This is a genomic window from Sulfitobacter sp. HGT1, assembly GCF_013282155.1.
In the GTDB taxonomy this organism is placed as follows: Bacteria; Pseudomonadota; Alphaproteobacteria; order Rhodobacterales; family Rhodobacteraceae; genus Sulfitobacter.
Window position 1 is genome coordinate 575,021 of sequence record NZ_BLWI01000008.1, and the last position, 25,252, is coordinate 600,272.

24 protein-coding genes and 1 other RNA gene are annotated in these 25,252 nt (G+C 60.5%); 8 read left to right on the top strand and 17 right to left on the bottom strand.

Translation table 11 applies throughout. The annotated features are described in order from the left end of the window. Positions 1-49: 49 nt before the first annotated feature. The 3 genes from HGT1_RS08985 (at position 50) to ssrS (ending at position 2,298) form a co-directional block, all read left to right on the top strand. Positions 50-1,333, top strand: coding sequence for a hypothetical protein (locus tag HGT1_RS08985; protein ID WP_176249576.1), 1,284 nt, complete (start codon positions 50-52; stop codon positions 1,331-1,333). Then, positions 1,330-2,097 carry a hypothetical protein gene (locus HGT1_RS08990; protein WP_176249577.1) on the top strand — a complete coding sequence of 256 codons (768 nt, stop codon included), beginning with the start codon at positions 1,330-1,332 and terminating at the stop codon, positions 2,095-2,097. The genes HGT1_RS08985 and HGT1_RS08990 overlap by 4 nt, the downstream gene beginning before the upstream one ends. A gap of 47 nt (positions 2,098-2,144) precedes the next feature. Next, a non-coding RNA gene (gene ssrS, locus HGT1_RS08995) (6S RNA) lies at positions 2,145-2,298 on the top strand. Positions 2,299-2,386: 88 nt separating this feature from the next. Here ssrS and nusB read toward each other — a convergent pair. From nusB to HGT1_RS09020, 5 genes are all read right to left on the bottom strand, one after another. After that, complete coding sequence (gene nusB, locus HGT1_RS09000; protein ID WP_176249578.1) at positions 2,387-2,866, bottom strand: transcription antitermination factor NusB; 480 nt, start codon at positions 2,864-2,866, stop codon at positions 2,387-2,389. Further along, positions 2,863-3,411, bottom strand: a complete 549-nt coding sequence (locus HGT1_RS09005; protein WP_176249579.1) for a 6,7-dimethyl-8-ribityllumazine synthase — start codon at positions 3,409-3,411, stop codon at positions 2,863-2,865. Before HGT1_RS09005 ends, nusB begins: the two co-directional genes overlap by 4 nt. A 5-nt stretch (positions 3,412-3,416) precedes the next feature. Continuing rightward, entirely contained in the window at positions 3,417-4,541 is a 1,125-nt protein-coding gene (ribB, locus tag HGT1_RS09010; protein WP_176249580.1) for a 3,4-dihydroxy-2-butanone-4-phosphate synthase, read from the bottom strand. Between the two features lie 139 nt (positions 4,542-4,680). Next, the gene (locus HGT1_RS09015; protein WP_176249581.1) at positions 4,681-5,256 is read right to left on the bottom strand and encodes a hypothetical protein; all 576 of its coding nucleotides are present in this window, start codon (positions 5,254-5,256) and stop codon (positions 4,681-4,683) included. Beyond that, positions 5,253-5,840, bottom strand: coding sequence for a riboflavin synthase (locus HGT1_RS09020; RefSeq protein ID WP_176249582.1), 588 nt, complete (start codon positions 5,838-5,840; stop codon positions 5,253-5,255). The genes HGT1_RS09015 and HGT1_RS09020 overlap by 4 nt, the downstream gene beginning before the upstream one ends. Positions 5,841-5,972: 132 nt before the next feature. Between HGT1_RS09020 and HGT1_RS09025 the strand changes: the two genes are divergently transcribed. The 3 genes from HGT1_RS09025 to HGT1_RS09035 all read left to right on the top strand — a co-directional run bounded on the left by HGT1_RS09025 (position 5,973) and on the right by HGT1_RS09035 (position 10,560). Beyond that, complete coding sequence (locus tag HGT1_RS09025; protein ID WP_176249583.1) at positions 5,973-7,265, top strand: capsule biosynthesis protein; 1,293 nt, start codon at positions 5,973-5,975, stop codon at positions 7,263-7,265. A gap of 116 nt (positions 7,266-7,381) precedes the next feature. Continuing rightward, positions 7,382-8,518 (top strand): polysaccharide biosynthesis/export family protein, encoded by a 1,137-nt coding sequence (locus tag HGT1_RS09030; protein ID WP_176249584.1) that lies wholly within the window; start codon positions 7,382-7,384, stop codon positions 8,516-8,518. An 8-nt stretch (positions 8,519-8,526) separates the two neighbouring features. Then, positions 8,527-10,560 (top strand): capsular polysaccharide biosynthesis protein, encoded by a 2,034-nt coding sequence (locus HGT1_RS09035; protein ID WP_176249585.1) that lies wholly within the window; start codon positions 8,527-8,529, stop codon positions 10,558-10,560. 67 nt (positions 10,561-10,627) lie between these two features. Here HGT1_RS09035 and ribD read toward each other — a convergent pair whose 3' ends face one another. After that, positions 10,628-11,725, bottom strand: coding sequence for a bifunctional diaminohydroxyphosphoribosylaminopyrimidine deaminase/5-amino-6-(5-phosphoribosylamino)uracil reductase RibD (gene ribD, locus HGT1_RS09040; RefSeq protein ID WP_255200151.1), 1,098 nt, complete (start codon positions 11,723-11,725; stop codon positions 10,628-10,630). Further along, positions 11,722-12,189, bottom strand: a complete 468-nt coding sequence (gene nrdR / locus HGT1_RS09045) for a transcriptional regulator NrdR (protein WP_176249586.1) — start codon at positions 12,187-12,189, stop codon at positions 11,722-11,724. The genes ribD and nrdR overlap by 4 nt, the downstream gene beginning before the upstream one ends. 195 nt (positions 12,190-12,384) lie before the next feature. On the opposite strand from nrdR, the gene HGT1_RS09050 reads away from it, so the two are divergent. Further along, positions 12,385-13,056 (top strand): SDR family oxidoreductase, encoded by a 672-nt coding sequence (locus tag HGT1_RS09050; RefSeq protein WP_176249587.1) that lies wholly within the window; start codon positions 12,385-12,387, stop codon positions 13,054-13,056. Here the strand turns inward: HGT1_RS09050 and HGT1_RS09055 are convergent. The 3 genes from HGT1_RS09055 to HGT1_RS09065 are packed head-to-tail and all read right to left on the bottom strand — an operon-like array spanning position 13,053 to position 14,341. Beyond that, complete coding sequence (locus HGT1_RS09055) at positions 13,053-13,469, bottom strand: secondary thiamine-phosphate synthase enzyme YjbQ (RefSeq protein WP_176249588.1); 417 nt, start codon at positions 13,467-13,469, stop codon at positions 13,053-13,055. The two genes, HGT1_RS09050 and HGT1_RS09055, sit on opposite strands and share 4 nt — an antisense overlap. A 42-nt stretch (positions 13,470-13,511) precedes the next feature. Next, positions 13,512-13,910 carry a hypothetical protein gene (locus HGT1_RS09060; RefSeq protein ID WP_176249589.1) on the bottom strand — a complete coding sequence of 133 codons (399 nt, stop codon included), beginning with the start codon at positions 13,908-13,910 and terminating at the stop codon, positions 13,512-13,514. A 20-nt stretch (positions 13,911-13,930) separates the two neighbouring features. Next, positions 13,931-14,341: a hypothetical protein gene (locus HGT1_RS09065; protein ID WP_176249590.1), complete on the bottom strand. Its 411-nt coding sequence runs from the start codon at positions 14,339-14,341 to the stop codon at positions 13,931-13,933. 383 nt (positions 14,342-14,724) lie between these two features. On the opposite strand from HGT1_RS09065, the gene HGT1_RS09070 reads away from it, so the two are divergent. Then, positions 14,725-15,144 carry an antitoxin Xre/MbcA/ParS toxin-binding domain-containing protein gene (locus HGT1_RS09070; protein WP_176249591.1) on the top strand — a complete coding sequence of 140 codons (420 nt, stop codon included), beginning with the start codon at positions 14,725-14,727 and terminating at the stop codon, positions 15,142-15,144. A gap of 286 nt (positions 15,145-15,430) precedes the next feature. Here HGT1_RS09070 and rpoD read toward each other — a convergent pair whose 3' ends face one another. From rpoD to HGT1_RS09105, 7 genes are all read right to left on the bottom strand, one after another. Continuing rightward, complete coding sequence (gene rpoD, locus HGT1_RS09075) at positions 15,431-17,416, bottom strand: RNA polymerase sigma factor RpoD (RefSeq protein ID WP_176249592.1); 1,986 nt, start codon at positions 17,414-17,416, stop codon at positions 15,431-15,433. A gap of 137 nt (positions 17,417-17,553) precedes the next feature. Continuing rightward, complete coding sequence (gene dnaG, locus HGT1_RS09080; RefSeq protein ID WP_176249593.1) at positions 17,554-19,527, bottom strand: DNA primase; 1,974 nt, start codon at positions 19,525-19,527, stop codon at positions 17,554-17,556. Positions 19,528-19,672: 145 nt separating this feature from the next. Further along, a complete protein-coding gene (locus tag HGT1_RS09085; RefSeq protein ID WP_176249594.1) occupies positions 19,673-19,981 on the bottom strand; it encodes a hypothetical protein in 309 nt (102 codons plus the stop codon). Between the two features lie 40 nt (positions 19,982-20,021). Then, positions 20,022-20,567, bottom strand: a complete 546-nt coding sequence (locus HGT1_RS09090; protein ID WP_176249595.1) for a sarcosine oxidase subunit gamma — start codon at positions 20,565-20,567, stop codon at positions 20,022-20,024. Next, the gene (locus HGT1_RS09095) at positions 20,560-23,493 is read right to left on the bottom strand and encodes a sarcosine oxidase subunit alpha family protein (RefSeq protein ID WP_176249596.1); all 2,934 of its coding nucleotides are present in this window, start codon (positions 23,491-23,493) and stop codon (positions 20,560-20,562) included. The genes HGT1_RS09090 and HGT1_RS09095 overlap by 8 nt, the downstream gene beginning before the upstream one ends. Continuing rightward, positions 23,490-23,762 carry a sarcosine oxidase subunit delta gene (locus tag HGT1_RS09100; protein ID WP_176249597.1) on the bottom strand — a complete coding sequence of 91 codons (273 nt, stop codon included), beginning with the start codon at positions 23,760-23,762 and terminating at the stop codon, positions 23,490-23,492. Before HGT1_RS09100 ends, HGT1_RS09095 begins: the two co-directional genes overlap by 4 nt. Positions 23,763-23,840: 78 nt before the next feature. Then, complete coding sequence (locus HGT1_RS09105; RefSeq protein WP_176249598.1) at positions 23,841-25,094, bottom strand: sarcosine oxidase subunit beta family protein; 1,254 nt, start codon at positions 25,092-25,094, stop codon at positions 23,841-23,843. Between the last annotated feature and the right edge of the window lie 158 nt (positions 25,095-25,252).

Sequence of the window (25,252 nt, forward strand, 5' to 3'; positions counted from 1 at the left end):
TTTTGCCGCGCAGCCCTATCTTTGATGCGGTAGGGTAAGGGGCCAATCCATGACAGATGATAGAACGCAGACCAACCAGCATCGGCGTGGCGCAAGCTATGCCCGCGAGCTGGAGGGACATTTGAGCTGGCTTGATACGTTTTCGGGCACCGCATTGGGTGTGCTGGCCGTCGCGTCTGGCATCTATACCTATCTTGGGGTGTCGTCCTTGCTGGATGACAATGGTGCGATGTCGGCCTTTGCCGCGATTGCCTATTCCATTGCCGTGTCGGTCGGTATTTTCGTGTTCTGGTCCTATATGTTGCGGCTGTTTCCGGCGGTGCGCGGCGCACGGGCGCGGACCGGATTGCTGGGGGCCATGGGGTTGGGATCACTGGCGATCATCGCCATGTCGAGCTGGCTGAACGCCGCGGCCCTTGCGGGATCGGCGGCGGTGGAACAGCATCTTGCCGTAACGGTTCAGGAATATCAGGGATCGCTGGAACGCGCCCACGAGATTGCCCTGTCTGCCCAAGGGCTGGAACGCGATGTCACCCGCGTGCGCCAAAGTTTTGAGGACCTGAGCGAACAGGAAGCCACCGGCGGCCTGTCGGGTCTTGCGGGGCGCGGTGCCGTGTTTCGGGTGCTGCGGCAGAAATCATCGGAACTGGCCGGGCTTGAGGCCCAGATCGCCACCCAGACCCCCTTGGTCGATGCGGCATTTGTGGAAGGCAACCAACTGCTGAGCCGGATGCGTGCCCTGACGGTTGAACCCGGCCCGGTCGAGGCACGGTCGGTCGAGTTTTCGGAACAGGCGGTGCGGCTTGCCGGTTTGATCACACAACTGCGCCAACTGTCCGTCGCCTCGTTGGTGGAACGTGCGGCGCAAGATTTGTCGGCCTCGGTCGTGCTGCCCGAACTGGACGGTGGATCAGAGGAATCCCGTGGCAATCAGGCTTCAACCATTACATCGGTGCTGGCGGTGCTGGCGCAACGTGCCACAACGCTGGAACGTGCGGCCCAAGCCGTGCTGGCCATGCCGCCGCCTACTGAGACCACCTATACCCCGATCTCGAGCGCCGATGCGGTGATCAAATATGCCCGCAATTTTGTGCCCTCCTGGGCCGGTGCCATCGCGATTGATCTGCTGCCTGCGGTTTTGGTGTTCATCCTTGCGATCACCCAAACGGCGATCCGCGAAGGGCGCGAAGGCACATCGATAGAGGAAACCCTGACGCTGGCAGAGCTGCGGGCCGCCGTGAACGCCATGCGCGACGTGGAGGCGTCGATGAAGGGGACGGCAATAGATGCGGCGGCAGACATCCCGCGCGTCACGCCGTTGAAATCCACATGAGCGACACGGCGCAGACCGCCAAAAGCAACCCCATCGGCAGGGCGCTGATGTGGGTGCTGGCGTTTCAGCTGGGGTTGGCCGGCTTGCTGTTCTGGGGCGATCTGCGCGATGGCCTGCGCTTGCCCGGTTTCGGCCCACGTGCACCCGAGCTGACCGATCCGGTGCGCCCCGGCGACCAGACCCGACGGTTCCGCCCCGATCGCGCGCCACCGGGCGGCCGTCCGATGCCCAGCTCGCCCCTGCCCGACCGGTTGACGCTGACCGTGGTTGAAGGCGGGCAAAGAGCGCTGCTGGAAGGCGGCATCGTGGCGGGTGATGCGGAACGGATCGAAAAACAACTGGCCGGGCTTGATCCCAAACCCCAAGGCGTGATCCTGAATTCCCCCGGCGGGTCGGTTCAGGATGCGCTGTTGCTGGGCCGGTATTTGCGGGATGCGGATTTGACAACCGCTTTGCGATCCGGCGATGTCTGCTATTCCGCCTGCCCCTATCTGCTGGCAGCCGGAACGCGCCGGACCATCCCCGATGACGCGTCTGTTGGCGTGCACCAGCATTATTTCGGGGAAAGCACGTTGCTGCCCGCCTTTGTCGCGGTCGAAGACATCCAGCGCGGTCAGGGCGAGGTGATGAGATACCTTGATGACATGGGCATCGACCCGCTGGTCATGCAGCACGCGCTGGTGACACCGCCCGATGAAATCTATGTGCTACTGCCCCAGGAGTTGGAACGCTACCGCTTTGTAGAAAAACCTGACGGCAGCTAAGAATGCCCCTTGTCGCGGGGCCTGTCCAAGCCTACCTGTTGAGGGTGACGGTTCTGCCCTGTTTGTAAAAGTTACATTCCAGTGGCCTTAAGCAAATCCGAGGGAGCTGGCTCTGTTCGAACCCTGGTTCTTTTACCTGGCGCCCACCTGTACATACAGGTCCTCGGGAATATACAACGGTACGGCAGTGGTGGTTCCGTCACACTATGCAAGCGCCAGAAAAACGAGCGCCTACGCCTGAGCACGCGCCAGAAAGCTAGCGCCTGCCCCTGATTTCACGAAATTTAGTTTAGAATGCTTCGGGACGGGATTCGCGGGCCATGTGGTCGAGAACCGCGTTCACGAACTTGGGCTCGTCGCTGCCTTCAAAAAACGCGCGCGCCACATCGACGTATTCGGTGATCACGACTTTTGGGGGTGTGCCTGCGTCGCGTAATTCGGCCCCAGCCGCGCGGAACAGGGCCCGCAAGGTCGGGTCGATCCGGGCAATCGGCCATTTCGCAACCAAAGCGCGGTCGGTCATCTGGTCAATTGCTGCCTGATAATTCACAGCCGTTTCAAGAACATGGGCAAAATGGCTGATATCGCCATCAATCATTTCCTCGCCATCATAGGTCGCCCCGAAACGGTGGTTCAGGAACTCTACCTTCACGGTGTCATAGCTTTGCGATGAATGTTCCATCTGGAACAGCGCCTGCACCGCGTAAAGCCGCGAGGCTGATTTCATCTTGCGTTTTTGATTGCCCGAAAGGCCGGCCGAAGGTGTCATGCTGTTGTGGGTCCGTCATTGTCGCCCGCCATCAGAATCTCTTCTGATCGCGGCTTGAAACCGATGTCTTTGCGAATTTCGCCCCACTTACGGGCGAGTGCGATCAGATGCAAGGCCGCAGCAGCAGCGCCGCCCCCCTTGTTCTGCCCGGCAGGATCGGCACGCACCGCCGCCTGTTCATGATTTTCCACGGTCAGGATGCCGTTGCCGATGCACAGGCCCTGCAAGCCCAGCAGTTGCAGCGCGCGGCTGCTGTCGTTGCACACGGTCTCGTAATGGGTTGTTTCGCCGCGGATAACGCAGCCCAAGGCAACATAGCCGTCAAAGTTGCTTTTGCGGTCCGAAATGCCGATGGCGGTCGGAATTTCCAACGCGCCGGGCATTTCAACCACGTCCCATTCAACGCCAGCAGCTTCCAATTCGGCCTTCGCCCCTTTTAGCAACCCGTCCGCGATGTCGGAATAATAGGGCGACAGGACGATCAAAACCTTAACGGGCTTGTCGAAATGCGGCGTGACCAATGTGGTGTGATGTGTAGCAGCCATTGCGGTTACTCCGTTGTGATGGGGCGCGTGCCCACAATGCTAAGGCCGTAAGCGTCCAGACCCAGATAGCGCGTATCGGGGTTGTCCGTCAGCAAAACCAGCTCGTGCAGGCCAAGCGTCGCCATGATTTGCGAGCCAAGACCCGTGCGTTTGATGGTGCGCGGGCGCTCGTCTTCCTCGTCCTCGAACCGCAGGCGCGGATCGGGATCGCGGAACAGCAGCACGGCACCGCGCCCCTCGTCCGCGATAATCTGCATGGCGCGGGGCAATTCATCTGCGGGGCTGGGACCAAGGCCCAGAATGTCTTCGAGCGCGTTGATGGCGTGGGTGCGCACCAAAACCGGGGCATCCGTTGTCAGATCGCCCTTGGACAGCACCACATGGTCGGTGCCGCTGATCTCGTCGGTAAAGATCTGCATCTTCCAGTCGCCACCATAGGCAGAACTCACCATGCGGCTGGTGCGCTCGACCAACAGGTTGTCGTGCTTGTGACGATAGGCGATCAGATCGCTGATCGTGCCGATCTTCATGTCATGCTCTTGGCAAAAGGCCACCAGATCGGGTAGCCGCGCCATGGTGCCGTCTTCCTTCATGATCTCGCAGATCACCCCCGACGGGTGCAGCCCGGCAAGGCGCGAAATATCAACCGCTGCTTCGGTATGGCCTGCACGTACCAGCACGCCGCCATCGCGCGCCCGCAGAGGGAACACGTGACCCGGTGTGGCGATATCCGCCTGGCCCATGTCTTCGTCAATCGCCACCTGAACGGTCAGCGCACGGTCGGCGGCGGAAATACCGGTCGTCACCCCTTCGCGGGCTTCGATCGACACTGTGAACGCGGTTTCATGCCGGGCCGAATTGTTGACCGCCATCATCGGCAGACCCAGCTTGGCAATCCGCTGTTCGGTCATTGGCAAACAGATCAATCCGCGCCCGTGGGTGGCCATAAAGTTGATGGCGGCCGCATCGGCAAATTGCGCAGGGATCACCAGATCGCCCTCGTTCTCGCGGTCCTCGTGATCCACCAAGACAAACATGCGCCCCTGACGGGCCTCTTCGATGATGTCTTCGATGGGGGAAATTGCCGATGCCAATTCAGCTTCAACCGGGCCGGGCGTTTCAAATTGCATAGGGCGTTCCTCTTGTATCAGGTGATCTGGCACATATCCCACCATCACCCAGTTTGCCAGAGCACGCACACCCACGCCCCTGTTTCATTTTGCCAAATAAACTCAATCCCGCAACGTCATTTGCGCGCACACGCCTGCGTTAGGCCCCTGCCCCGAAATACCGCCCCGCTTCAAGATAGCCCGCAGCCCGACTTGCAGCCGACCAATCCCGCTCCATCGCGGTATCGCCGATGATCAAGACCTGATCGCCCACCAGCTTGCGGCCCTGCACGGCACCGGCCAGATGGTCGCGCATGTCGGACCAGCTGTCGGTGAATGTCGGGGCCGCGCCGGCAAAGTCCAGAACGGGGTTTGCCGCGCCGATCACAGCAGGGTCCAACGGCCGGTGCACCAGCGCCAGTTTTTGCGCGCCTTGCACGGCATTCAGCACCTCGGCCTGACGCACGGGCATTTGCGGCGCATCTGCGCGCACCACCCGCAGGGCATTGTTTGAAAACAGCAGCGCCAGAATATCGCGGCCCGTGGCCTGCCGGATCGCGGCATAGGCCTTGTAATCCAACCCCAGCTCGCGCGCCCGTTTGACGCGCATCTTGACCACCATCAGCGGGATCGTGTTTGGCATCGCGGCCTCGCGCGCCTTTTGCCACTGGAACGTCCGCCATGTGTGACCGGGCTCCATGCTGGGGCCTTGGTTATGTCCGATACCCGCCGTCATGACATTTCCGCCAGACGCGCGACATACCGCGCCAGCGTGTCAATCTCGAGGTTGATGCGGTCGCCCACGGCCACATCGCCCCATGTGGTCACTTCCTTGGTATGGGGGATAAAGTTGATGCCGAAATCGCAGCCGTTGACCTCGTTCACGGTCAGGGATGTGCCATTCAACGCAACCGATCCTTTGGGCGCGATGAACCGCGCCAGATCACGCGGCGCGCGCAGGGTCACGCGGGTGCTGTCGCCCTCGTCGCGCATGGCGATCACCTCGGCCACGCCGTCCACATGGCCCGACACGATATGCCCGCCCAGCTCGTCCCCGACCTTGAGCGCGCGCTCGAGGTTCAGGCGTTTGCCCGGTTTCCAATCGCCAAGGTTGGTTTTCTCGACCGTTTCGGCGCTGATCTGCACTTCGTACCAGTTTGGGCCCAGATCAACCACCGTCAGGCACACCCCGTCACTGGCTATGGACGCGCCCATGTCGATCCGGCTGGTGTCATATCCGGTCTCGATCCGCGCCCGCAGGTCACCTTCTTGTGCAAGCGTTGCGATCTTTCCAATGTCTGTGATAATTCCTGTAAACATCCGCAGCCCTTTCATGTATCCCCCAACGAATTAGACCGCCGCCCCGACCATGACAAGTCCGCACCCACGCCACACTTTAGCCCGGATCGCATGATTGCTTCCGCGTTGACCAAAATGAACTGAATGCCAGACATGAATTCCGCCTCCGCTCCCCAACGGGTCTTTTTGTTTCTGCAAGGACCGCATGGCCCCTTCTTTAACAAATTGGGCAAGATGCTGCGCCGCGCCGGGGCTGATGTGTGGCGCGTGGGCTTTAACGCAGGTGATCGCGCATTCTGGTTTCATCCGTCCAGCTACATCCCCTTTCGCGGTCACGCCGACACCTGGAAAGACACATTCGTTGCACTGCTTGCTGAAAAGGGTGTCACTGATATTGTGTTGTATGGCGACACGCGCCCCATCCACGCGCAGGCCGTCACCGAGGCCAAGGCACGCGGCCTGACGGTGCATGTCTTCGAGGAAGGCTATATGCGGCCCTATTGGGTCACCTACGAGCGGGGCGGGTCGAACGGAAATTCGCGCCTGATGAACATGAGCATCGAACAGATGCAACTGGCGCTGGCCAATTCCGATATGGAGGCCCCTTTGCCGCCCGGCCATTGGGGCGACATGCGCCAGCATGTGTTCTATGGGGCGCTGTATCATTGGTTCGTCATGTTCCTGAACGGTCATTACCGCAATTTCCGCCCCCACCGCAGCATCCCGGTCACCAAGGAATTCGGCCTTTACGTCAAACGTCTGCTGCTGATGCCCGCGCTGGCACTGGACCGGTTGTTCGCCACCTTGCGCATCCGTTTGGGGGGCTTTCCCTATCATCTGGCGCTGTTGCAGCTGGAACATGACAGCTCGTTTCAGGAACATTCCCCGTTCGAGACCATGTCGGATTTCCTGCGTGTGGTGCTTGAAGGCTTTGCCAAAGGTGCGCCGCGCCATCACCATCTGGTGGTCAAGGCACACCCTTTGGAAGATGGCCGTGTTCCCGTGCGCCGCGACATCAGACGCATCGCCAAGGAACTGGGCGTATCCGACCGGGTGCATTACGTGCGCGGCGGCAAGCTGGCGCAGCTCTTGAACGATGCGCGCACGGCGGTCACAGTGAATTCCACCGCAGGCCAACAAGTGCTGTGGCGCGGCATTCCGCTCAAGGTGTTTGGCCGCGCGGTCTATGCCAAACCCGAATTCGTGTCCGACCAGCCGCTGGCCGAATTCTTTGCCGCCGCCGCCCGCCCCGACAACAAGGCCTACAAGGACTATCGCCGGTATTTGCTGGAAACATCGCAACTGCCCGGCGGGTTCTATGCCGCGCGCGGGCGCACACAATTGATGCGTCAGGTGGTTGATATGATGCTGGCCGCCGAAGATCCCTATGACGCGCTCGAACAGGGCACCGCGGCACCACGGCAACAGTTGCGCGCGGTAACCTAGGCCGATCCCTTCCAAACAGTAGCTTTTCGATCAGAACTACGATAGCGTGGCGGGAATTACGTCGAAACAATCGGCGAATTCGAGGCAGAGTTTGAATAGGTCGAGGAGACCGGGCAGTGAAATCCGTACCTTTCCGGTGGGCGCGTCCCATCGCAGTTCTTGCGGCTGTGGCCGTCATTTCATCATGTGGCTTGCCACAGGTGGGGCCGAACAAACGCCAGATTTACTCGGGCTCGGTGCAGCGCGAAGGGGATGCTTTCATCGTCGAGGTCAATGACCGCGTGTCCCGAGCAACCGCCGTGACCCCCGCCTTGGGGTTCAGCCAATCCTTTATCAACGCAGGTCAGCTTGGCTCTGACACGATCAGCGCGGGCGATACCTTGGGTCTGACGATCTGGGAAAACGTCGATGACGGCCTGCTGGCCAACGAGGCAACCAACGCCACCCAACTGGAAGAAGTCCAGGTTGACGGCGCTGGCTTTATCTTTGTGCCCTATGCCGGACGCATCAGGGCCGCGGGCAATTCACCCGAAGCAATACGCCGCATCATCACCGAACGGCTGTCCGAACAAACACCCGATCCGCAGGTGCAGGTGCGCCGCGTTGCAGGCGACGGTGCCACCGTATCGCTGATCGGGTCTGTCGGGTCCCAAGGCGTCTATGCGATCGAGCGCCCCACGCGCACCTTGTCGACGATGCTGGCCCGTGCCGGCGGTGTGTCGATCACGCCGGAAATCGCGCAGATCACTGTCTTGCGCGGCACCGAGCGTGGGCAGATCTGGTTCGAAGACCTCTATGACCACCCCGAACTGGACATCGCCCTGCGCGGCGGCGACCGTATTCTGGTCGAAGAAGACACACGGTCCTTCACCGCAATGGGTGCCACAGGGTCCCAGCAAAAAGTACCGTTTGAATCGCAAAACCTGTCCGCCCTCGAAGGCCTTGCCCAGGTTGGTGGTCTGAATGCGGGTTCAGCCGACCCCACAGGGGTTTTCGTCTTCCGCAACGAAGCACAAGAAGTCGCGGAACTGGTTCTGGGCCGCAACGATCTGCAAGGTGCTCAGCGTCTGGTCTATGTGCTGGACCTGACCAAACCCAACGGCATGTTCATGGCCCGTGATTTCGTGATCCGCGACGGCGACACACTGTACGTCACCGAAGCGCCGTTCACCCAATGGAGCAAGGTCATCTCGTCGATCACAGGCTCGGCAAGCTCGCTCAACGGACTGAGCTCTCTTGCCTCGGGCAACTGACCGCAAAAATGGCTCTAGGGCCCGAGATATACGACACCCCCGCCGCCGGCCCTGAAAAGGACCGGCGGCTTTTCGTGTATAACGGCGGTTTTCTGACGCAAAAGCGCCTGCGCCGCATCTTGCAGCTGTCGGGGCATTCCCTCCATCTTGGCCTGCCGCGCCGCGCAGGCGATGCCATCGCTGTCTGGGGCAATTCACCCACCGCCCATCGCGGTTTGACCATTGCCGCCAAACGCGACGTGCCCGTGGTGCGGATTGAGGACGCATTGCTGCGGTCGCTTTTCCCCGGCCGCGCGGGCGAGCCGCCGCTGGGGCTACTGATTGACCACAAAGCCGCGCATTTCGACCCCTCCCGCCCCTCTGATCTGGAAACCTTGCTGGCCACGCACCCGCTGGACGACACCGCGCTGTTGAACCGCGCACGCGGCTGCATCGCCCGCATGATCGAGGCCGATCTGACCAAATACACAGGGTTCGAAACCGGCCAGCCCGCCCCTGCCCCCGGCTATGTGCTGGTGATCGACCAGACCCGTGGCGATGCATCGGTCACGGCCTCTGGCGCGGATCGGTCGCGGTTTCTGGAAATGCTGGTCTTTGCCCAACAGGAAAACCCCGGTGCCCGCATCCTGATCAAGACCCACCCCGAGACGGCCAAAGGCTATCGCGCCGGCCATTTCGGCCCGGAGGACACCAACGACCGGATCACCCTGCTGACCGCCCCTGTCAGCCCCTGGACGCTGTTCGAGGGGGCCGTGCGCGTTTACACCGTGTCGTCGCAAATGGGCTTCGAGGCGATTTTTGCCGGCCATAAACCCCGTGTCTTCGGGCAGCCGTTCTATGCAGGCTGGGGGCTGACCGATGATGAATTCCCCGTCCAGCGCCGCCAACGCACCCTGACCCGCGCGCAGCTTTTTGCCGCCGCGATGATCCTTTATCCCAAATGGTACGACCCGCACCGCGACCAATTATGCGATCTGGAAACCGCGATCGAGGCGCTGGCCGCCCAGACCCGCGCCTGGCGCGAGGATCACAAGGGCTGGACTGCCTCTGCCATGCGCATGTGGAAACGCCGCCCCCTGCAACGGTTTTTCGGCGCGTGGTCCCCTGTGGTGTTCCAGGACGATCCCGCCGCTGCGCGCAACGCGGGCAGGCCCTGGATGGTCTGGGCGGGCAAGGCCGATATCGGTCACGCAGATGCCATACGGGTCGAAGACGGATTCTTGCGGTCCCGCGGGCTGGGGGCTGATCTGATACCGCCCCTGTCGCTGGTCTGTGATGATCTGGGAATTTATTATGACCCGCGCCAGCCCAGCCGTCTGGAAAAATGGATCGAGGCCCGGCACAGTCTGCGACCTGATCAGCAGCGGCGCGCGGAACGGCTGATCGCGGCGCTGCGCGCCAGCGGGTTAAGCAAATACAACCTTGGTGGCACGGCGGAACTGGACGGATTGCCCGAAGGGCTGCGCATTCTGGTGCCCGGTCAGGTAGAGGATGACGCGTCGATCAAGACCGGCACTGACGGCGTATCAACCAGCCTTGGCCTGCTTGCCGCCGCGCGGGCGGCAAATCCGGAGGCTGTGATCCTGTATAAGCCCCACCCCGACGTCGAGGCGGGCCTGCGCAGCGGTGCGGTGGATGCAACGGGACTGGCCGATGTTGTCTTGAGCCATACCGACCCCATCGCCGTGCTGGCCCATGTCGATGAAGTCTGGACCATGACTTCGCTTTTGGGGTTCGAGGCCTTGGTACGAGGGGTCAAGGTCGTCACGCTGGGTGCGCCGTTTTATGCGGGCTGGGGTCTGACGGAGGATCGCGGCGACGTGCCCCCGCGCCGGCGCAGCGATGTCAGCATCGAAGGCTTGGTGCACGCCGCATTGATCGATTATCCGCGTTATTTTGACCCGCGCAGCGGCATCGCCTGCCCTGTCGAGGTGGTCTTGGAGCGGTTGCGCGACAGTGATTTACCGCACCCGGGCTTGGGAAATCGGCTGTTGGCCAAGCTGCAAGGCGTGTTTGCCAGTAAAGCGCATGTGTGGCGCTAATGGCAGGCGACGGACCGGGGGCCAGCCCCCGGACCCCCGGGATTTTTGGCCATTTGGAATGGGAAGGTTAGGTTCGGTTCCAGATGTGCAGGACGTCCGGGCCGATTGCCTGGGTTGAGGCCAGCGTGAAACGGGGGGCGTTTGCGAGCTGTCTGATGCCAAGCGGGCCGATGGACGCGAGCCCGTCGGAGCCGAGGGTGACGCCCGCGGTAAAGCCCACGAGCCGGTCCACCAGCCCTGCGCTGAGAAGTGTCGCGGCAAGGCCGCCGCCCCCCTCGCAGAAGATGCGGGTCAGGCCGTGGGTGCCTAGGTTTTGCAGCAGGTCATGTGGGTCGATTTGCCCCGCGCGGGTGGTGCAGGGGATCAAGGTTGCGCCGATGCCTTGCCAAGCCTTGATAAGCTGCGGGTCTGCGGTGCGGGCGTGGCAGAGCAGGAGCGGGATCTGTGCTGCCGTCTGCGCGAGTTTACCGCCCAGGGGCAGGTCCAGATGTTTGCTGATCACGATGCGCGCCGGTTGGCGGGCAATGCCGAGGTCGCGGATGTTCAGGCTGGGGTCGTCCTTGCGGGCGGTGCCGCCGCCCACCATCACGGCGTCGTGGCGCGCGCGCATGGCATGGACCAAGCGGCGGGCCGGGCCGGCCGTGATCCACTGGCTTTCGCCCGTGGCCGTTGCAATCCGCCCGTCAAAGCTGCTGGCCAGTTTCAGTGTGACCATCGGGCGGCCAAGGTCGACCTTGGAGAAAAAGCCGATGTGATCGGCGCGGGCCTCGCCTTCGGACTGGCCAACCTCGACCGTGATACCGGCGGCTTGCAACATCGCGATGCCCTGACCGCTGACGCGCGGATCGGTATCGGTGCAGGCGATCACCACCCGTGCCACCTGCGCATCAATCAGGGCCTGTGCGCAGGGCGGCGTTTTGCCGGTATGCGCACAGGGTTCAAGCGTGACATAAGCCGTCGCACCACGGGCCGCTGTGCCGGCCTGACGCAGCGCTTCGGTTTCGGCGTGGGGGCGGCCCCCCGGCTGGGTCCAGCCGCGCCCCACGATACGGTCGCCCTGGACAATGACACAGCCCACGGCGGGGTTGGGCCAGACGGCCCCCTCCCCCCGTTTGCCCAAAGACAGGGCAAGCGCCATAAAGCGGGTGTCGGCTTTGAGCGTCACTCTTCCGGCGGAACGTCTGGGCGCAATTCCTGGACGAATTTGTCGAAATCATCCGCTGCCTGGAAGTTCTTGTAGACGCTTGCGAAGCGCACATAGGCGACGGTGTCGATGCGGGCCAAAGCCTCCATCACGATTTCGCCGATCTGTTTGGAACCGATGTCGGTTTCGCCCATGCTTTCCAGACGCCGCACGATGCCCGAAATCATCTGATCGATCCGTTCGGGATCAATCGGGCGTTTCTGCATTGAAATACGGATCGAGCGTTCAAGCTTGTCGCGGTCAAAGTCTTCGCGTTTGCCAGAGGTCTTGATGACCACGAGATCGCGCAGTTGCACACGTTCATATGTCGTAAAACGGCCACCGCAGGCCGGGCAAAAACGGCGGCGGCGGATGGATACGTGATCCTCTGCCGGGCGGCTGTCTTTGACTTGGGTATCGATATTTCCGCAAAACGGGCAGCGCATGGCCGGTCCCCTTTATTATCTGATCTGCCTCAATAGTGGAGCAATTCGCTCTCTTGGCTAAAACTATAGGATACCCGCGAGGTTTTGGGTAGGGGCGAAATGCGCTGCTAGATGTTGTGCTATGAACCGTGACATGAACCCAACAGCCACCCTGCGCGTTGAGTTCTTACAGGAACAGAAATTCAGGAGAATATCATGGCCAAGACATTATTTATCACCGGCGCATCCAGTGGCATCGGGGCGGCAACAGCCAAGGTGGCTGCGGCGGCGGGCTGGAATGTCGGGCTGTTTGCCCGCAGCGCGGACAAGCTGGGCGCCTTGGTCGACGATATCGGCGCGCAGGCGATCGCCCTGCCCGGCGATGCAACATCCTATGAGGCGCAAAAGGAGGCGCTGGATGTTCTGGCGGGTAAGTTCGGGCAGGTGGATGCCGTATTTGCCAACGCGGGCCGTGGCGCAGCGCAGGGCGGCACCGAAAAGGGCGACCCCGAGGATTGGAAGGCGATGGTCGATCTGAACGTGATGGGCGCGCTATACACCGCCCATGCCGCGATGCCGCACCTGCGCAAGACGACCGGCCAATATGTTGTCACCGGATCGGCAGCAGGGCGTCGCCATATCAAAGGGTCGATCTATGGGGCGACGAAATTCTTTATCCACGGTTTTGCAGGTAATCTGGCAGATGAGATGGCCGAATGGGGCGGCCGCTGCATGGTTGTGTCCCCCGGTATGGTGAACACAGCGTTTTTCGACGAAGCCAAACCGGACAAGTTGCAGCCTGACGATGTCGCCGCAGCGGTGATGCATGCGCTAGAGGCCCCTGCCCATGCCGCCATCCGTGAAATCCACCTGATGCCTGTCGGCTAGGAGGCCGCGAAATGTGCCGCGATGCGCCTGACATGGGGCGCGTCGCGGTGTTCGAACAGATAGACGCCCTGCCAAGTGCCCAGCATCATTCGCCCGTTCTGGACCGGAATGGAAAGGCTGATCGGCAGCATTGCGGCCTTGATATGGGCTGGCATATCGTCCGGCCCCTCTGACCTATGGGCCAGATAGGACATCGACGGATGATCCCCCCGAGGGACAGCGCGACTGAAGAACGCCAACAGGTCACGTTGCACATCGGGGTCGGCGTTTTCCTGGATCAACAAGGATGCAGAAGTATGGCGCACCATCAGTGTCAGCACTCCACCCGGCTGCCCGTTCAGCCAACGGGCAACATCACGGGTAAATTCATAAAGCCCCTGGCCCTTGGTCGAAATCTCGAATTCTGTAATCATACAGCCAGATTAGGCCCGGAACCCGGGACAGACAACCGCCCCTTAACGGCTGGGCAGACGCAGGGCGGCACAAAAAGTCAAGGCGTGGTTCACAGACAGCCGTGCCCCCTTGCGGGTCAGGGAAGGACCAACAATGAAAACATCAGACGGGGTCAGCCCTGTCGGATCAAGGGTAAAGGACACCGCGTTCGACTTGCCAAAACCGCGCTGGCGCGGCTCGCTCACATAGATATCCTGATCGCCGCGGGCACCCAGTTCAGCCTGCATATATTCAGCAGCCCCGCACCATGTTCCGCGCGCGCCATGGCCCGTTTCCCCTTCGATGCGCACACCGTTTTCAATCGGCGTAAAGCGCAACCCGCTGCCGGCAGAATAGGCCTGCGCAAAGGCTGGCCCCGATACCGCTGCGGCCAGAAGTGCCGCTACAAAAATACGTTTCATCATATGCTCCTTGAGCTGGACTACAGATCATTCAATTCGATGATGTAGTCTTTGCAAAACTGACTGGAATGGGAGACGCTCAGCCCGATGCTTTGTTGATCGACACTGACTGAATAGGATTTTCGCGGTGGCGAGGGAAGATCACTGGGGTCCAAGGTGAAAACAACGCCGATGCGTCCGACACCACTGACCGACGGGCCACGGGGGGTTTTGATATAGATACGCGATGTGCTGGCAGCACCTGCCCTGTCATAGGCAAAGCTGGCAGCAGCACACCAGATGCCGCGCGGGCCTTCGCCAAAGCCTTCGATCACCTCGAAGCTTGATCCACCGAGCGGGACGACCTGCAAACCGTTTATCGCCTGATACCCCTGGGCGCTGGCCGCAAAGGGCAATGTCGCACAAACCGCTGCAACTAGAATAGAACGCATGCCAAATACTCCTTTTGGTTGCTGAAACTCTTAGATAGGTCCCTATCGCTTATCTCACAATCACAGCTGAGTGACTGACACAGATCAGGTCGGGCAAGTTTTTCAACCTGTTCAGAATGCCTGCGCATGAAAAAAGGGGCGGAGTATTCACCCCAGCCCTTTGCATTAAATGGTGCAAGCGCGGCGAACGGCAGGTTTGAGCCCTCTTTACCAAATGCTGTCTCGCAGCATTTCACAAAAACAGAAGATCCGGCCTGTTGTGAAAGGTCCATCGCCAACTTTCGCCGCCCGTGCGGGAGGCGCTGGTGGCAATTCTCAAAAAATTCATCCGGTTGTGTTTCAGTAGCATGGCTGTCAGTTGGTCGCCCAAGGGGAGATTGACAATGAATGATAAACTCACACGCGCAACAGAGGTTGAACGGGTTTCTGAGCTCTTAGGGCTACCTGAGGAAATTAATACTACAGATTCTTTGAATGCCAAGGTCGCCAACGGCCTGCTGGTCTCAGCCGTAGAGAAGATTTTCGACGTATTGGCTTCTCGACCGGAGCTGAACATAATTTCAGATCGGTCCTTCCGCCGGGCAAAAAGTGAGAAACTGCCCCTAAGCGCGGTTAACAGTCAGAAACTTTTTGATTTTGCCCGCACATATGTAGTTGCCGACAGAATTCACCACGGCAACGGTCCGCAGATCATGCGGTTTTTGGAGAAGCCCAACCCAAATTTTGGAGGAGCCGCGCCAATGGCACTGGCAATTTCAAGCCCTGCTGGCGCTGATGCCGTGATCGAATTGCTTATTAGCTAAGCTAATCCCAGCAAATTTTACGAGGTGTATCCGGCGAAAGTGTGGAGTATCTGCTTTGAGCGGTTAAGTCGGGTATCTCGCACTTGCAGCGAAAGCTCACTAAGTCCCGCCTACCAGACATAGACAAGCGCCGAGAAACAGATCCCAATTAAGCTTACGAAAAATTCTTCGGCAGCTTCACGTCGTCTGCGTCCCTTTGTGCTATGAACGCACCACGCCATTTGCATCATTTACTGCAAAGGGCGGAGTATTCACCCCGCCCCCTTTTCCACATTTCGTGATTTTCTTACTGGTCCAGGAAAGACCGCAGCTTGCGCGACCGGCTTGGATGCTTGAGCTTGCGCAGCGCCTTGGCTTCGATCTGGCGGATACGTTCGCGGGTAACGCTGAACTGCTGGCCGACTTCTTCCAGCGTGTGGTCGGTGTTCATGCCGATGCCGAAACGCATCCGCAAAACACGTTCCTCGCGCGGGGTAAGCGACGCCAGAACCCGCGTGGTGGTTTCCTTGAGGTTTTCCTGAATGGCGCTGTCCAGGGGCAGCACCGCATTCTTGTCCTCGATGAAATCGCCAAGCTGGCTGTCTTCTTCGTCGCCGATCGGCGTTTCCAGCGAAATAGGTTCCTTGGCGATCTTCATCACCTTGCGGACTTTTTCCAAAGGCATTTGCAGCTTTTCTGCCAATTCCTCGGGGGTTGGTTCGCGACCGATTTCATGCAGCATCTGGCGACCGGTACGGACCAGTTTGTTGATCGTTTCGATCATGTGCACCGGAATACGGATGGTGCGCGCCTGATCCGCAATCGACCGCGTGATCGCCTGACGGATCCACCACGTCGCATAGGTGCTGAATTTATAGCCGCGACGGTATTCGAACTTATCAACGGCCTTCATCAGACCGATGTTACCTTCCTGAATAAGATCAAGGAATTGCAGACCGCGGTTGGTGTATTTTTTCGCGATCGAGATAACCAGACGCAGGTTTGCTTCGACCATTTCTTTCTTGGCCTGACGGGCTTCTTTTTCGCCCTTCTGAACCTGCTGCACAATGCGGCGGAATTCAGAGATATCCAGACCAACATATTGACCGACCTGCGCCATATCAGAGCGCAACTCGTCAACCTTGTCAGAGGAGCGTTCGATAAACATCTGCCAGCCGCGACCGGATTTCTCGGCCATCCGCTCCATCCAGTTCGGATCAAGCTCGTAGCCGCGATAGTTATCGACGAATTCCTTGCGGTTGATCCGCGCTTGGTCAGCGAGCTTCACCATGGCGCTGTCGATCTGCATGATGCGGCGGTTGATGCCGTAAAGCTGGTCGATCAGGGCTTCGATACGGTTGTTGTGCAGGTGCAGTTCATTCACCAGCAAGACGATCTCGGACCGCACCTTCTGGTACTCTTCCTCGTCTTTTTTCGAGAATGTCCCGTCTTCGTTCAGGGTCGCTGAAATCCGGCTGTCCTGAATTTCACTCAGCCGTACATAGTCGTTCGCAATGATATCCAACGCCTCAAGCACCTGAGGCTTGAGCGCGGCTTCCATTGCGGCCAGCGACATGTTGGCCTGTTCGTCCTCGTCATCATCATCGTCGGCATCACTGGAAATCGGGTTGCCGTCCGCGTCGACTTCGCTTTTTTCTTCGGATAGTTTGGCCTCTGATCCGGGCACGACGGGCACGACGGGCGTGGTTTCTTCCTCACCCATCTGGGTGCCAAAGGTCGCCTCGAGGTCGATCACGTCACGCAGCAGAATGTCTTCGGACAAAAGTTCGTCACGCCAGATGGTGATCGCCTGGAATGTCAGCGGGCTTTCACACAAGCCGGCGATCATGGTGTTGCGACCGGCCTCGATGCGCTTGGCGATGGCGATTTCGCCCTCGCGGCTCAGCAGCTCGACCGACCCCATTTCACGCAGGTACATGCGCACCGGATCGTCAGTACGGTCCAGCTTTTCCGAGGTGGAAGCCGACAGCGTGATATCACGGTTGCTGTCTGTGGTGGCAACATCGGTGCCGCCCTTGGCGTCTTCTTCCTCGGCGTCTTCGTCCTCGATAATGTTGATGCCCATCTCCGACAGCATCGACATCACGTCTTCGATTTGTTCGGAGCTGACCTGCTCTGGCGGCAAAACCGTGTTCAGCTGGTCATAGGTGATATATCCCTTTTCACGGGCATCACCGATCATTTTCTTGACGGCAGCCTGGCTCATGTCCAGCGAGTGGCCGGCATCCTGATCGTCAGACTTTGCGTCTTCATTGGTATCTTTGGCGGCCATTAATACTTCCTCCAGCGAACGTAAGCGAATCACCCACGGCGATTCGCAATTTTCCGAATCATGCGGGGTTCTGGGTGATTCTTAAACCCGTTACCCTGCTTTTTATTAAACATCCCGGCGAAAAAGCCACGCAGGGGTCATTTCTCGTCGTCCACGCCCTTGCCACGGATCGCCCCGATCAACGCATCGAATGCGCTGCGCTCGTCACGGCTGATATGCGCACCGTTTTCGGCGATGTCATATTCGGCAGTATCTTCCTGCCCGCTGCGCTGCGCACGGTCGGCATTTCGCGCCGCTTCGCTCAGCCGCCAGGTCAGCCCTTCGTCGGCCACGCCGCTCAGGTCTTCCATCGCATCGGCGATCTCGGCATCCAGCCCGCGTACGGCTTCCAGTTTGCCCAGCTCCTCGGCGACGGTCATACGGGTCATTTCAACATTGCCTGGCGTTCTGATGCAGGGCGTCACAGCAACGTGGCGCTGCGAGGTCATGTTTTCAAGGGTGTGCTCCCCCAGTGCGCTGTATATCTTTTCGCGCAACGCGGCGGGGTCTTCGTGCATGTAGCGCAACATCAAATCCCTGATACGCGCGTGATCACTGTGCGCGCAGTGCATCGCCGCCAGTCCGGTCTCGAATTCCTCGATCAATGCGGGGCACCCCAGCAAGGCACACAAGATCACCGCCTCGCGAAAATGCTCTGTCGCGCCGACACCGGCAGCCGTCACCAACATCGACGACTTGGCACTGGGCGACGGCCCTTGCGGTGCGGCATTCCAACGCCCCTGCCCGTCCCTGCGCGCCCCCGGCGTAAACGCCTTTTTCGCCTGTTGCGGCCGGAACAGCTGATAGCGCAGGTCTTTGATCTCCTGACCATAGTGACTGCGGATCGACGGGTCCTTGATCAGCATGATCTTTTCACGCAGCGACTTGTCCAGCGCCGCCTTGCGTTCGGGGCTGTCGAACACGCGCCCCTCTGTCTCGCGCTGCCACAACAGCCGGACCATCGGCAGGGCCCCGTCCAGCAGCTTTTGCAAAGCAGGCGCACCCTGGGCGCGCAACAGATCATCAGGGTCCTGCCCCTCGGGCATCATCGCAAACCGCAAACTTTGCCCCGCCTCAAGCAGCGGCAAGGCCAGATCAATCAGTCGCAAGGCCGCGCGCTGGCCCGCTGTGTCCCCGTCCATCGTGATGATCGGTTCGGGCGAAATCCGCCACAACATCTGCAACTGGCTCTCGGTGATGGCTGTCCCCAAGGGGGCAACGGCCGCGCCAAACCCCGCCTGCACCAGCGCGATCACGTCCATATAGCCTTCGGCCACCAACAACGGCTGCCCCTGACCTGCCGCCGTGCGCGCCTCTTTCACGTTATAAAGGCTGCGACCCTTGTCGAATAACTCCGTCTCGGGCGAATTGAGGTATTTGGCGTTGTCATTTGGGTCCATCGCCCGCCCGCCAAAGGCAATCGCCCGCCCCCGCGCATCCCGGATCGGAAAGATAATCCGCCCGCGAAACGTATCATAAGGCCGCCCGCCCTTGGTCGACGGCTTGGCCAGACCCGCGCCAAAGATCAGCTCGTCCTCGACGCCCTTTGCCTTCAGATGATCCCACAAACCCTGCCACTGATCCGCAGCAAACCCGATCTCCCAGCGTTCCAACGCCTGCGCGTTCAACCCGCGCCGCGCCAGATAATCCCGCGCCGCACTGGCAGCCCCGGTCTGCAACTGCAACCGGAAAAACTGCACCGCCTGCTCCATCACTTCGGCCAGTTGCGTGCGCTTGTCAGATTTCTCCTGCGCGCGCGGGTCCTGCTTTGGCACCGGCATCCCGGCCTCGCGGGCCAGAATCTCGACCGCCTCCATGAAACTCACATTCTCGGTCTCGCGCACAAAGGAAATCGCATCGCCCTTGGCATGACAGCCAAAGCAATAATAGAATCCCTTGCGGTCATCGACGTGAAAACTGGCGGATTTCTCCTGATGGAACGGGCACGGTGCCCACATATCGCCCTTGCCCTGATTGGACTTGCGCGCATCCCACAAGACTTTGCGCCCCACCACCTGAGACAGGCTGGAACGGCTTCGCAATTCATCTAAAAATCCAGGGGGCAGGCTCATAACACTATATATTGGCCGCGCCCGCACAGAGTCCAGAACCCTATGCGCGAAACCACTGCTTCATTTTGCTAAATAAACTTCGGGGGGATCGCCCGTCAGGGCGATGGGGGCTGGCCCCCTCGGACGCCAGCCGCCCTGTCAGGCCTTATTGGCCCATACACATTTCTTTCCAGGCCGCACCCAGATCATTGGCCTTCACATCGGACATTTTCATCTCGTAGACCCAAGGGGCGACCAGCGGCACAACTGCGTTGTATTTTTCAGGCCAGCTTGGCGCGGTCGCTTCAACATGGGCTGCCACCTTGCGTTCCTTGACCCGTTCGATGCGCGCTTGGCGTACCGCTTCGACAACATCCGCTTGATAGGTGCAGTCGGTCTCTTTGGCTGTCTGGGCCAGAACGGGGGCCGCCGTGGCCAATAGGCCCGCGGTAATCACCAGGGTAACAATCTTCATCTCGTCTTCTCCAAATCTGTCTGCCGAAACGGCAAATGGCTCAAGTGCTGCGCGACGCAACAGCCTGCATCGCCTGTTCTAGCTCGTGAATCAAGGTAATCGCCATCGACCGGAAAACAAGGATCATAAAACTGTCCGACCCTGTGCGCGTGACCGACGCCATCATATGCCCGACCTGCGTGCGCGCCGTATGTCCCCGCTTGAACTGCCCGCGGCGCAGGTCCACAGGCACCAGACGCGCCAGAATATCCTCTGACGCTGACCCGCTGAGCGACACGGCGCACCATGCATCGCTCTGATCGACCACAGCGGCGTGATTGCCAAGCGTGGCATCGGGTGCAACACCGATCAGGATCGCCTGATTGCGCCCGAACCAAACGCAGCGCCCTGCGTCCTTACTGCTGCTGCGGTTGGGTTTCGGGAACGCCATCCCATGCGCCGCCTCCATCGCGGCTGACACTTCGGCCTCCTGCCCCCAAACCATGACGGATGTCACAGGCCCCAGGTCAAGTTCCTCCAGCTGTGCGGCACCCACTGTCACCGGCAGGGCGTCTTCACAGGCTGTTCTTGCTTTCAATTCAGCCACGGGCAAGACCTCCCTCTGGGTCAAAGAACACAGGCGGGCAGATTTCCACCTCGACCTCCAAATCGCGCAGATGATCGACCACGCGCATTACCTCGCCGTATCGCTCGGGCCCGTTCTTGACGAAGCCCAAACCGACATAGGTGCCAACCTCGGGTGAAAAACAGACCGAGGTCACATAGCCCTGATCATTCTCGCGCACCGCTTGCGCGTCTTTTTCAAAGATATGCGCCCCCGCACTCAGCATCTTGACCGCGCCCACCGGTTTCATCCCGACCAAACGCTCGCGGTCGCCCGCAACCAAGCCGGGCCGCGCGGCCATCACCTTGCCGATGCAATCCTTCTTGGCGCTGATCATCCCCGCCATGCCCACATCGAATGCAGTGGTGCGCCCGTGGATCTCTGCATGGGTGATGAACCCCTTCTCAACGCGCAGCACATTCAGCGCCTCCATCCCATAGGCACCGCCCCCCAGCCCCTGGGCACGGGCAACCAGCTCGCGAAACAGGCTCTCGCCGTAACGTGCAGGCACCGCAATCTCATAGGCATGCTCGCCCGAGAACGATATCCGGAACAGCCGCCCCTTGACGCCCAGCACCGACATGTCGCCGCACGCCATGAACGGCCAACTGTCATTGTCGATGGGCGCATCCAGCACCCCGTTTAGCAACTCGCGCGACTTTGGCCCTGCAACGGCGAACTGCGCCCATTGTTCGGTCACCGATGTCATCGCAACACGCCATTCGGGGTGCAAACATTGCGCGACGAACTCCAGGTGTTTCATCACCGCGCCCGCCGCTGCGGTCGTGGTGGTCATCACGAAATGCTGATCCCCCAAACGCGCGCAGGTGCCGTCATCCATCACCGTGCCGTCCTCGCGCAGCATCAGACCATAGCGCACACGCCCGACCTTCAGCGTCGAGAACATATTGGTATAGACGAAATCCAGCAAGGCCGCCGCATCCGGCCCCTGAATGTCGATCTTGCCCAGCGTCGACACATCGCAAATGCCAACCGCCTTGCGCACATATCCAACCTCGCGATCACACGACTGCCGCCAGGTCTTTTCCCCCGCTTTCGGGAAATAGCTGGGGCGGTACCACAACCCCGCCTCGATCATCGGCGCACCCGCTTCGACGCTGGCATTATGCGAGGTGGTAAACCGCTGCGGCGCAAAGCCCTTGCCCTGCGCCCCCGCCCCCATCGCCGCGATGGTCACCGGCGAATAGGGTGGCCGGAATGTCGTCGTCCCCGTTTCGGGTATCCCGCGCCCGGTGGCATCGGCCAGCACCGCCAAGGCACCGACATTCGAATTCTTGCCCTGATCCGTCGCCATCCCTTGCGTGGTATAGCGCTTCATATGCTCGACCGACCGGAAGTTCTCGACCGCCGCTTGGGCAACGTCCTTCACGCTCACGTCGTTCTGGAAATCCAGCCAGGCGCGCCCCTTGCCCGCGACGGCCCATAGCGGGGCCATCCGGTAAGGCGCATCCTCGGCCTGCGGCAGCGCCACATCCGGCACCTTCTTGCCCAGCACCTCCAGAACCTTGCCCGCAACCTGCGCCCCCTCGGCCAAACAGCCGTGGGTCGAAAACGTCCCGTTACACGCCCCCGCGACGACCATCCCCGGAATGGCCCCCTCGGTCGGCACAAAGGCCTGGATGTCAGGCCGCCACGTGGGCCGCCCGTTCATGTGACAGGTCAGATGCACCGTCGGGTTCCAACCGCCTGACATCGCCAGACAATCGGTCTGGATTTTTTCGACGCCGCTGATGGTGCGGATGGAGATGCTCTCCAGCTCCTTGCCACCGCCGGTGTTGAACACCTGCGCGCCACGATAGACGGGGAAATCCCCCTCGATATCCGCGTCGGTACGGCTGTCGATCACCGCTGCAATCCGCACACCCGCATCCGCCAGATCACGCGCCGTGCGATGCGCATCGTCATTATTGGCAAAAATCGTCAGCGCCTTGCCGGGGCTGACCCCCCAGCGGTTCAGATAGGCGCGCACCGCCCCCGCCGTCATGATACCCGGGCGGTCGTTGTTCTGAAACGCAATCGGCCGCTCCAACGCACCCGCCGTCAGGATCGAATGCCTGGCCACGATCCGCCAGAAACACTCGACCGGCGCGCCCGCGCTGCGGTCCCCATGATGTTGCCCTACCCGCTCCAACGCACCAAACGTGCCCTGATCATAGGCCCCCGTCACCGTGGTCCGCGACATCAACCGGACATTGTCCATGCCCGCCAACTCGGCCACAGCTTCCGCCGCCCAGACATGCCCGGGCTTGCCGTCGATCTGATAGGTTTCCGCATTCAGCCGCCCGCCCATTAGCGCGTCCTCATCGGCCAAGATCACATCCGCACCGCCGCGTGCCGCCGTCAAGGCGGCCATAAGCCCCGCAGGCCCGGCACCGATCACCAAGACATCACAAAACGCAAAGGCCCGCTCGTAACTGTCGGGGTTATGCGCCCCGCTCAGCCCGCCCAAACCAGCCGCGCGCCGGATCACCGGCTCATAGACCCGCTCCCAAAATTTGCGCGGCCACATGAAGGTCTTGTAGTAAAACCCCGCCCCCAAAAACGGCGAGACCAGATTGTTCACCGCCATCACATCGAAATCCAGCGACGGCCAGGCGTTCTGGCTGCGCACCCGCAACCCTTCATAGACCTCTTGCATGGTGGCGCGCACATTCGGCTCGGATGCCGCACCCGTGCCAACAGTCACCAGCGCATTGGGCTCTTCACTGCCCGCCGTCAAAACGCCCCGCGGACGGTGATATTTGAACGACCGCCCCATCAGCGTCACGTCATTTGCCAACAAAGCCGAGGCAACAGTGTCCCCCGCAAACCCGTCATAGCTGCGCCCGTCAAAGCTGAACGTGACCGTATTGGCCCGATCAATCAGACCCTTGCCCTTGATCCTCATGCCATGGCCCCCTTCACGTCAGATGCCAGCTCGACCGCCGACACCGCATGGGTCACCGTATCGCGCGTCACCACCAGCCACGCGCCACAGCCCGCTTCATGCTGCCACAAATCCCGCGTCTGGCCCGCCGGATTACCCCGCAAATGCAAGTAGCGGTCCCAAGCGACTGCACCCGCATCCACCGCAGGGCGCGCCAACATCACGGCATCCCCCTGATAATAAAACTCGCGCCGGTCACGGTTTCCACAAATCGGACAATCCAGTCTCATGCCAAGCCCCTCTGAACGGGCATCTGCCCCTTCACCCTTTTAAAAATACTCAAATCCAACCCCATCCCCAAAGCGCCATCAATGAAGATTATGCTGGGAACCGGTGCCCTCTTCATCCATTAAACCAACGCCGGTGCGGAACCGGTCCAGCCGGTATTTCGCCGCAGGCGCATGGTGGTTACCGGTTGCCATCAGATGCGCGAAACTGAACCCCGATCCGGGCACCGCCTTGAACCCGCCGTAACACCAGCCGCAATCAATGAACAAACCCTTGGTATCCGTCTTGTCGATGATCGGGCTGCCGTCGGGGGTCATGTCCATGATTCCGCCCCAGCTACGCAGCACCTTGGCCTTGCCGATCATCGGCATCAGGGTCATCCCCGCCTCCATCACATGCTCGGCCATCGGCAGATTGCCCCGGCTGGCATAAGAGGCATAGAAATCCAGATCGCCGCCAAAGACCAAGCCGCCCTTGTCGGATTGCGAGATATAGAAATGCCCCATGCCGAAACTGACCACATGGTCGATACACGGCTTGAGCCCTTCGGTCACGAAGGCCTGCAAGACGTGGCTTTCGATCGGCAGGCGCATCCCTGCCATGGCCGCCACCTGACCCGACCGCCCCGCAACCACGATCCCGACCTTCTTGGCGCGGATCGGCCCGCGCGTTGTCTGCACACCGCGTACCTGACCGTTTTCGATATCAATGCCGGTGACTTCGCATTGCTGGATCAGGTCCACCCCGCGATCCGACGCCCCGCGCGCGTAACCCCAGGCCACCGCATCATGGCGCGCCGTACCACCACGCGGATGAAGCAAACCGCCGTAAACCGGAAACCGCACATTGTCGAAATCCAGATACGGCAGATGTTTGCGCACGCCCTCGCGGTCCAGCAGCACCGCATCATCGCCCTGGTTGATCATCGCATTGCCACGCCGGGCAAATGCGTCGCGCTGGCCGTCGGAATGGAACAGGTTGATCAACCCGCGCTGCGAATGCATGACGTTATAGTTCAGGTCTTCTTCCAACCCTTCCCACAGCTTCAGCGAATGGGAATAGAACTCGGAATTACCCTGAAGAAAGTAATTCGCCCGCACGATCGTGGTGTTGCGCCCGACATTGCCGCCGCCAAGATAGCCCTTTTCAAGAACGGCGATATTGGTCAGGCCATGTTCCTTGGCCAGATAATAAGCGGTGCTTAATCCGTGACCGCCACCGCCAATGATGATCGCATCATATTCGGCCTTGGGTTCGGCATCACGCCAATGCGGTGCCCATCCCTTGTTTCCGGTCAATCCTTCGCGCAGCACGCGCAATCCTGAAAACCGCATCGCATCCCCCGTTTCATCCGCCCTGATGGCAGCGCCTTGGGGCTACTCAATCAAGTCCGATACAAAGGTGCAATGGCTGGCCGCAGGATGGGTGGCGTTTTGCGCCGCGGACGGGTCCGTCCGCGACAGTCTTTTATCAATCTTTAGTCAGTTCGGGC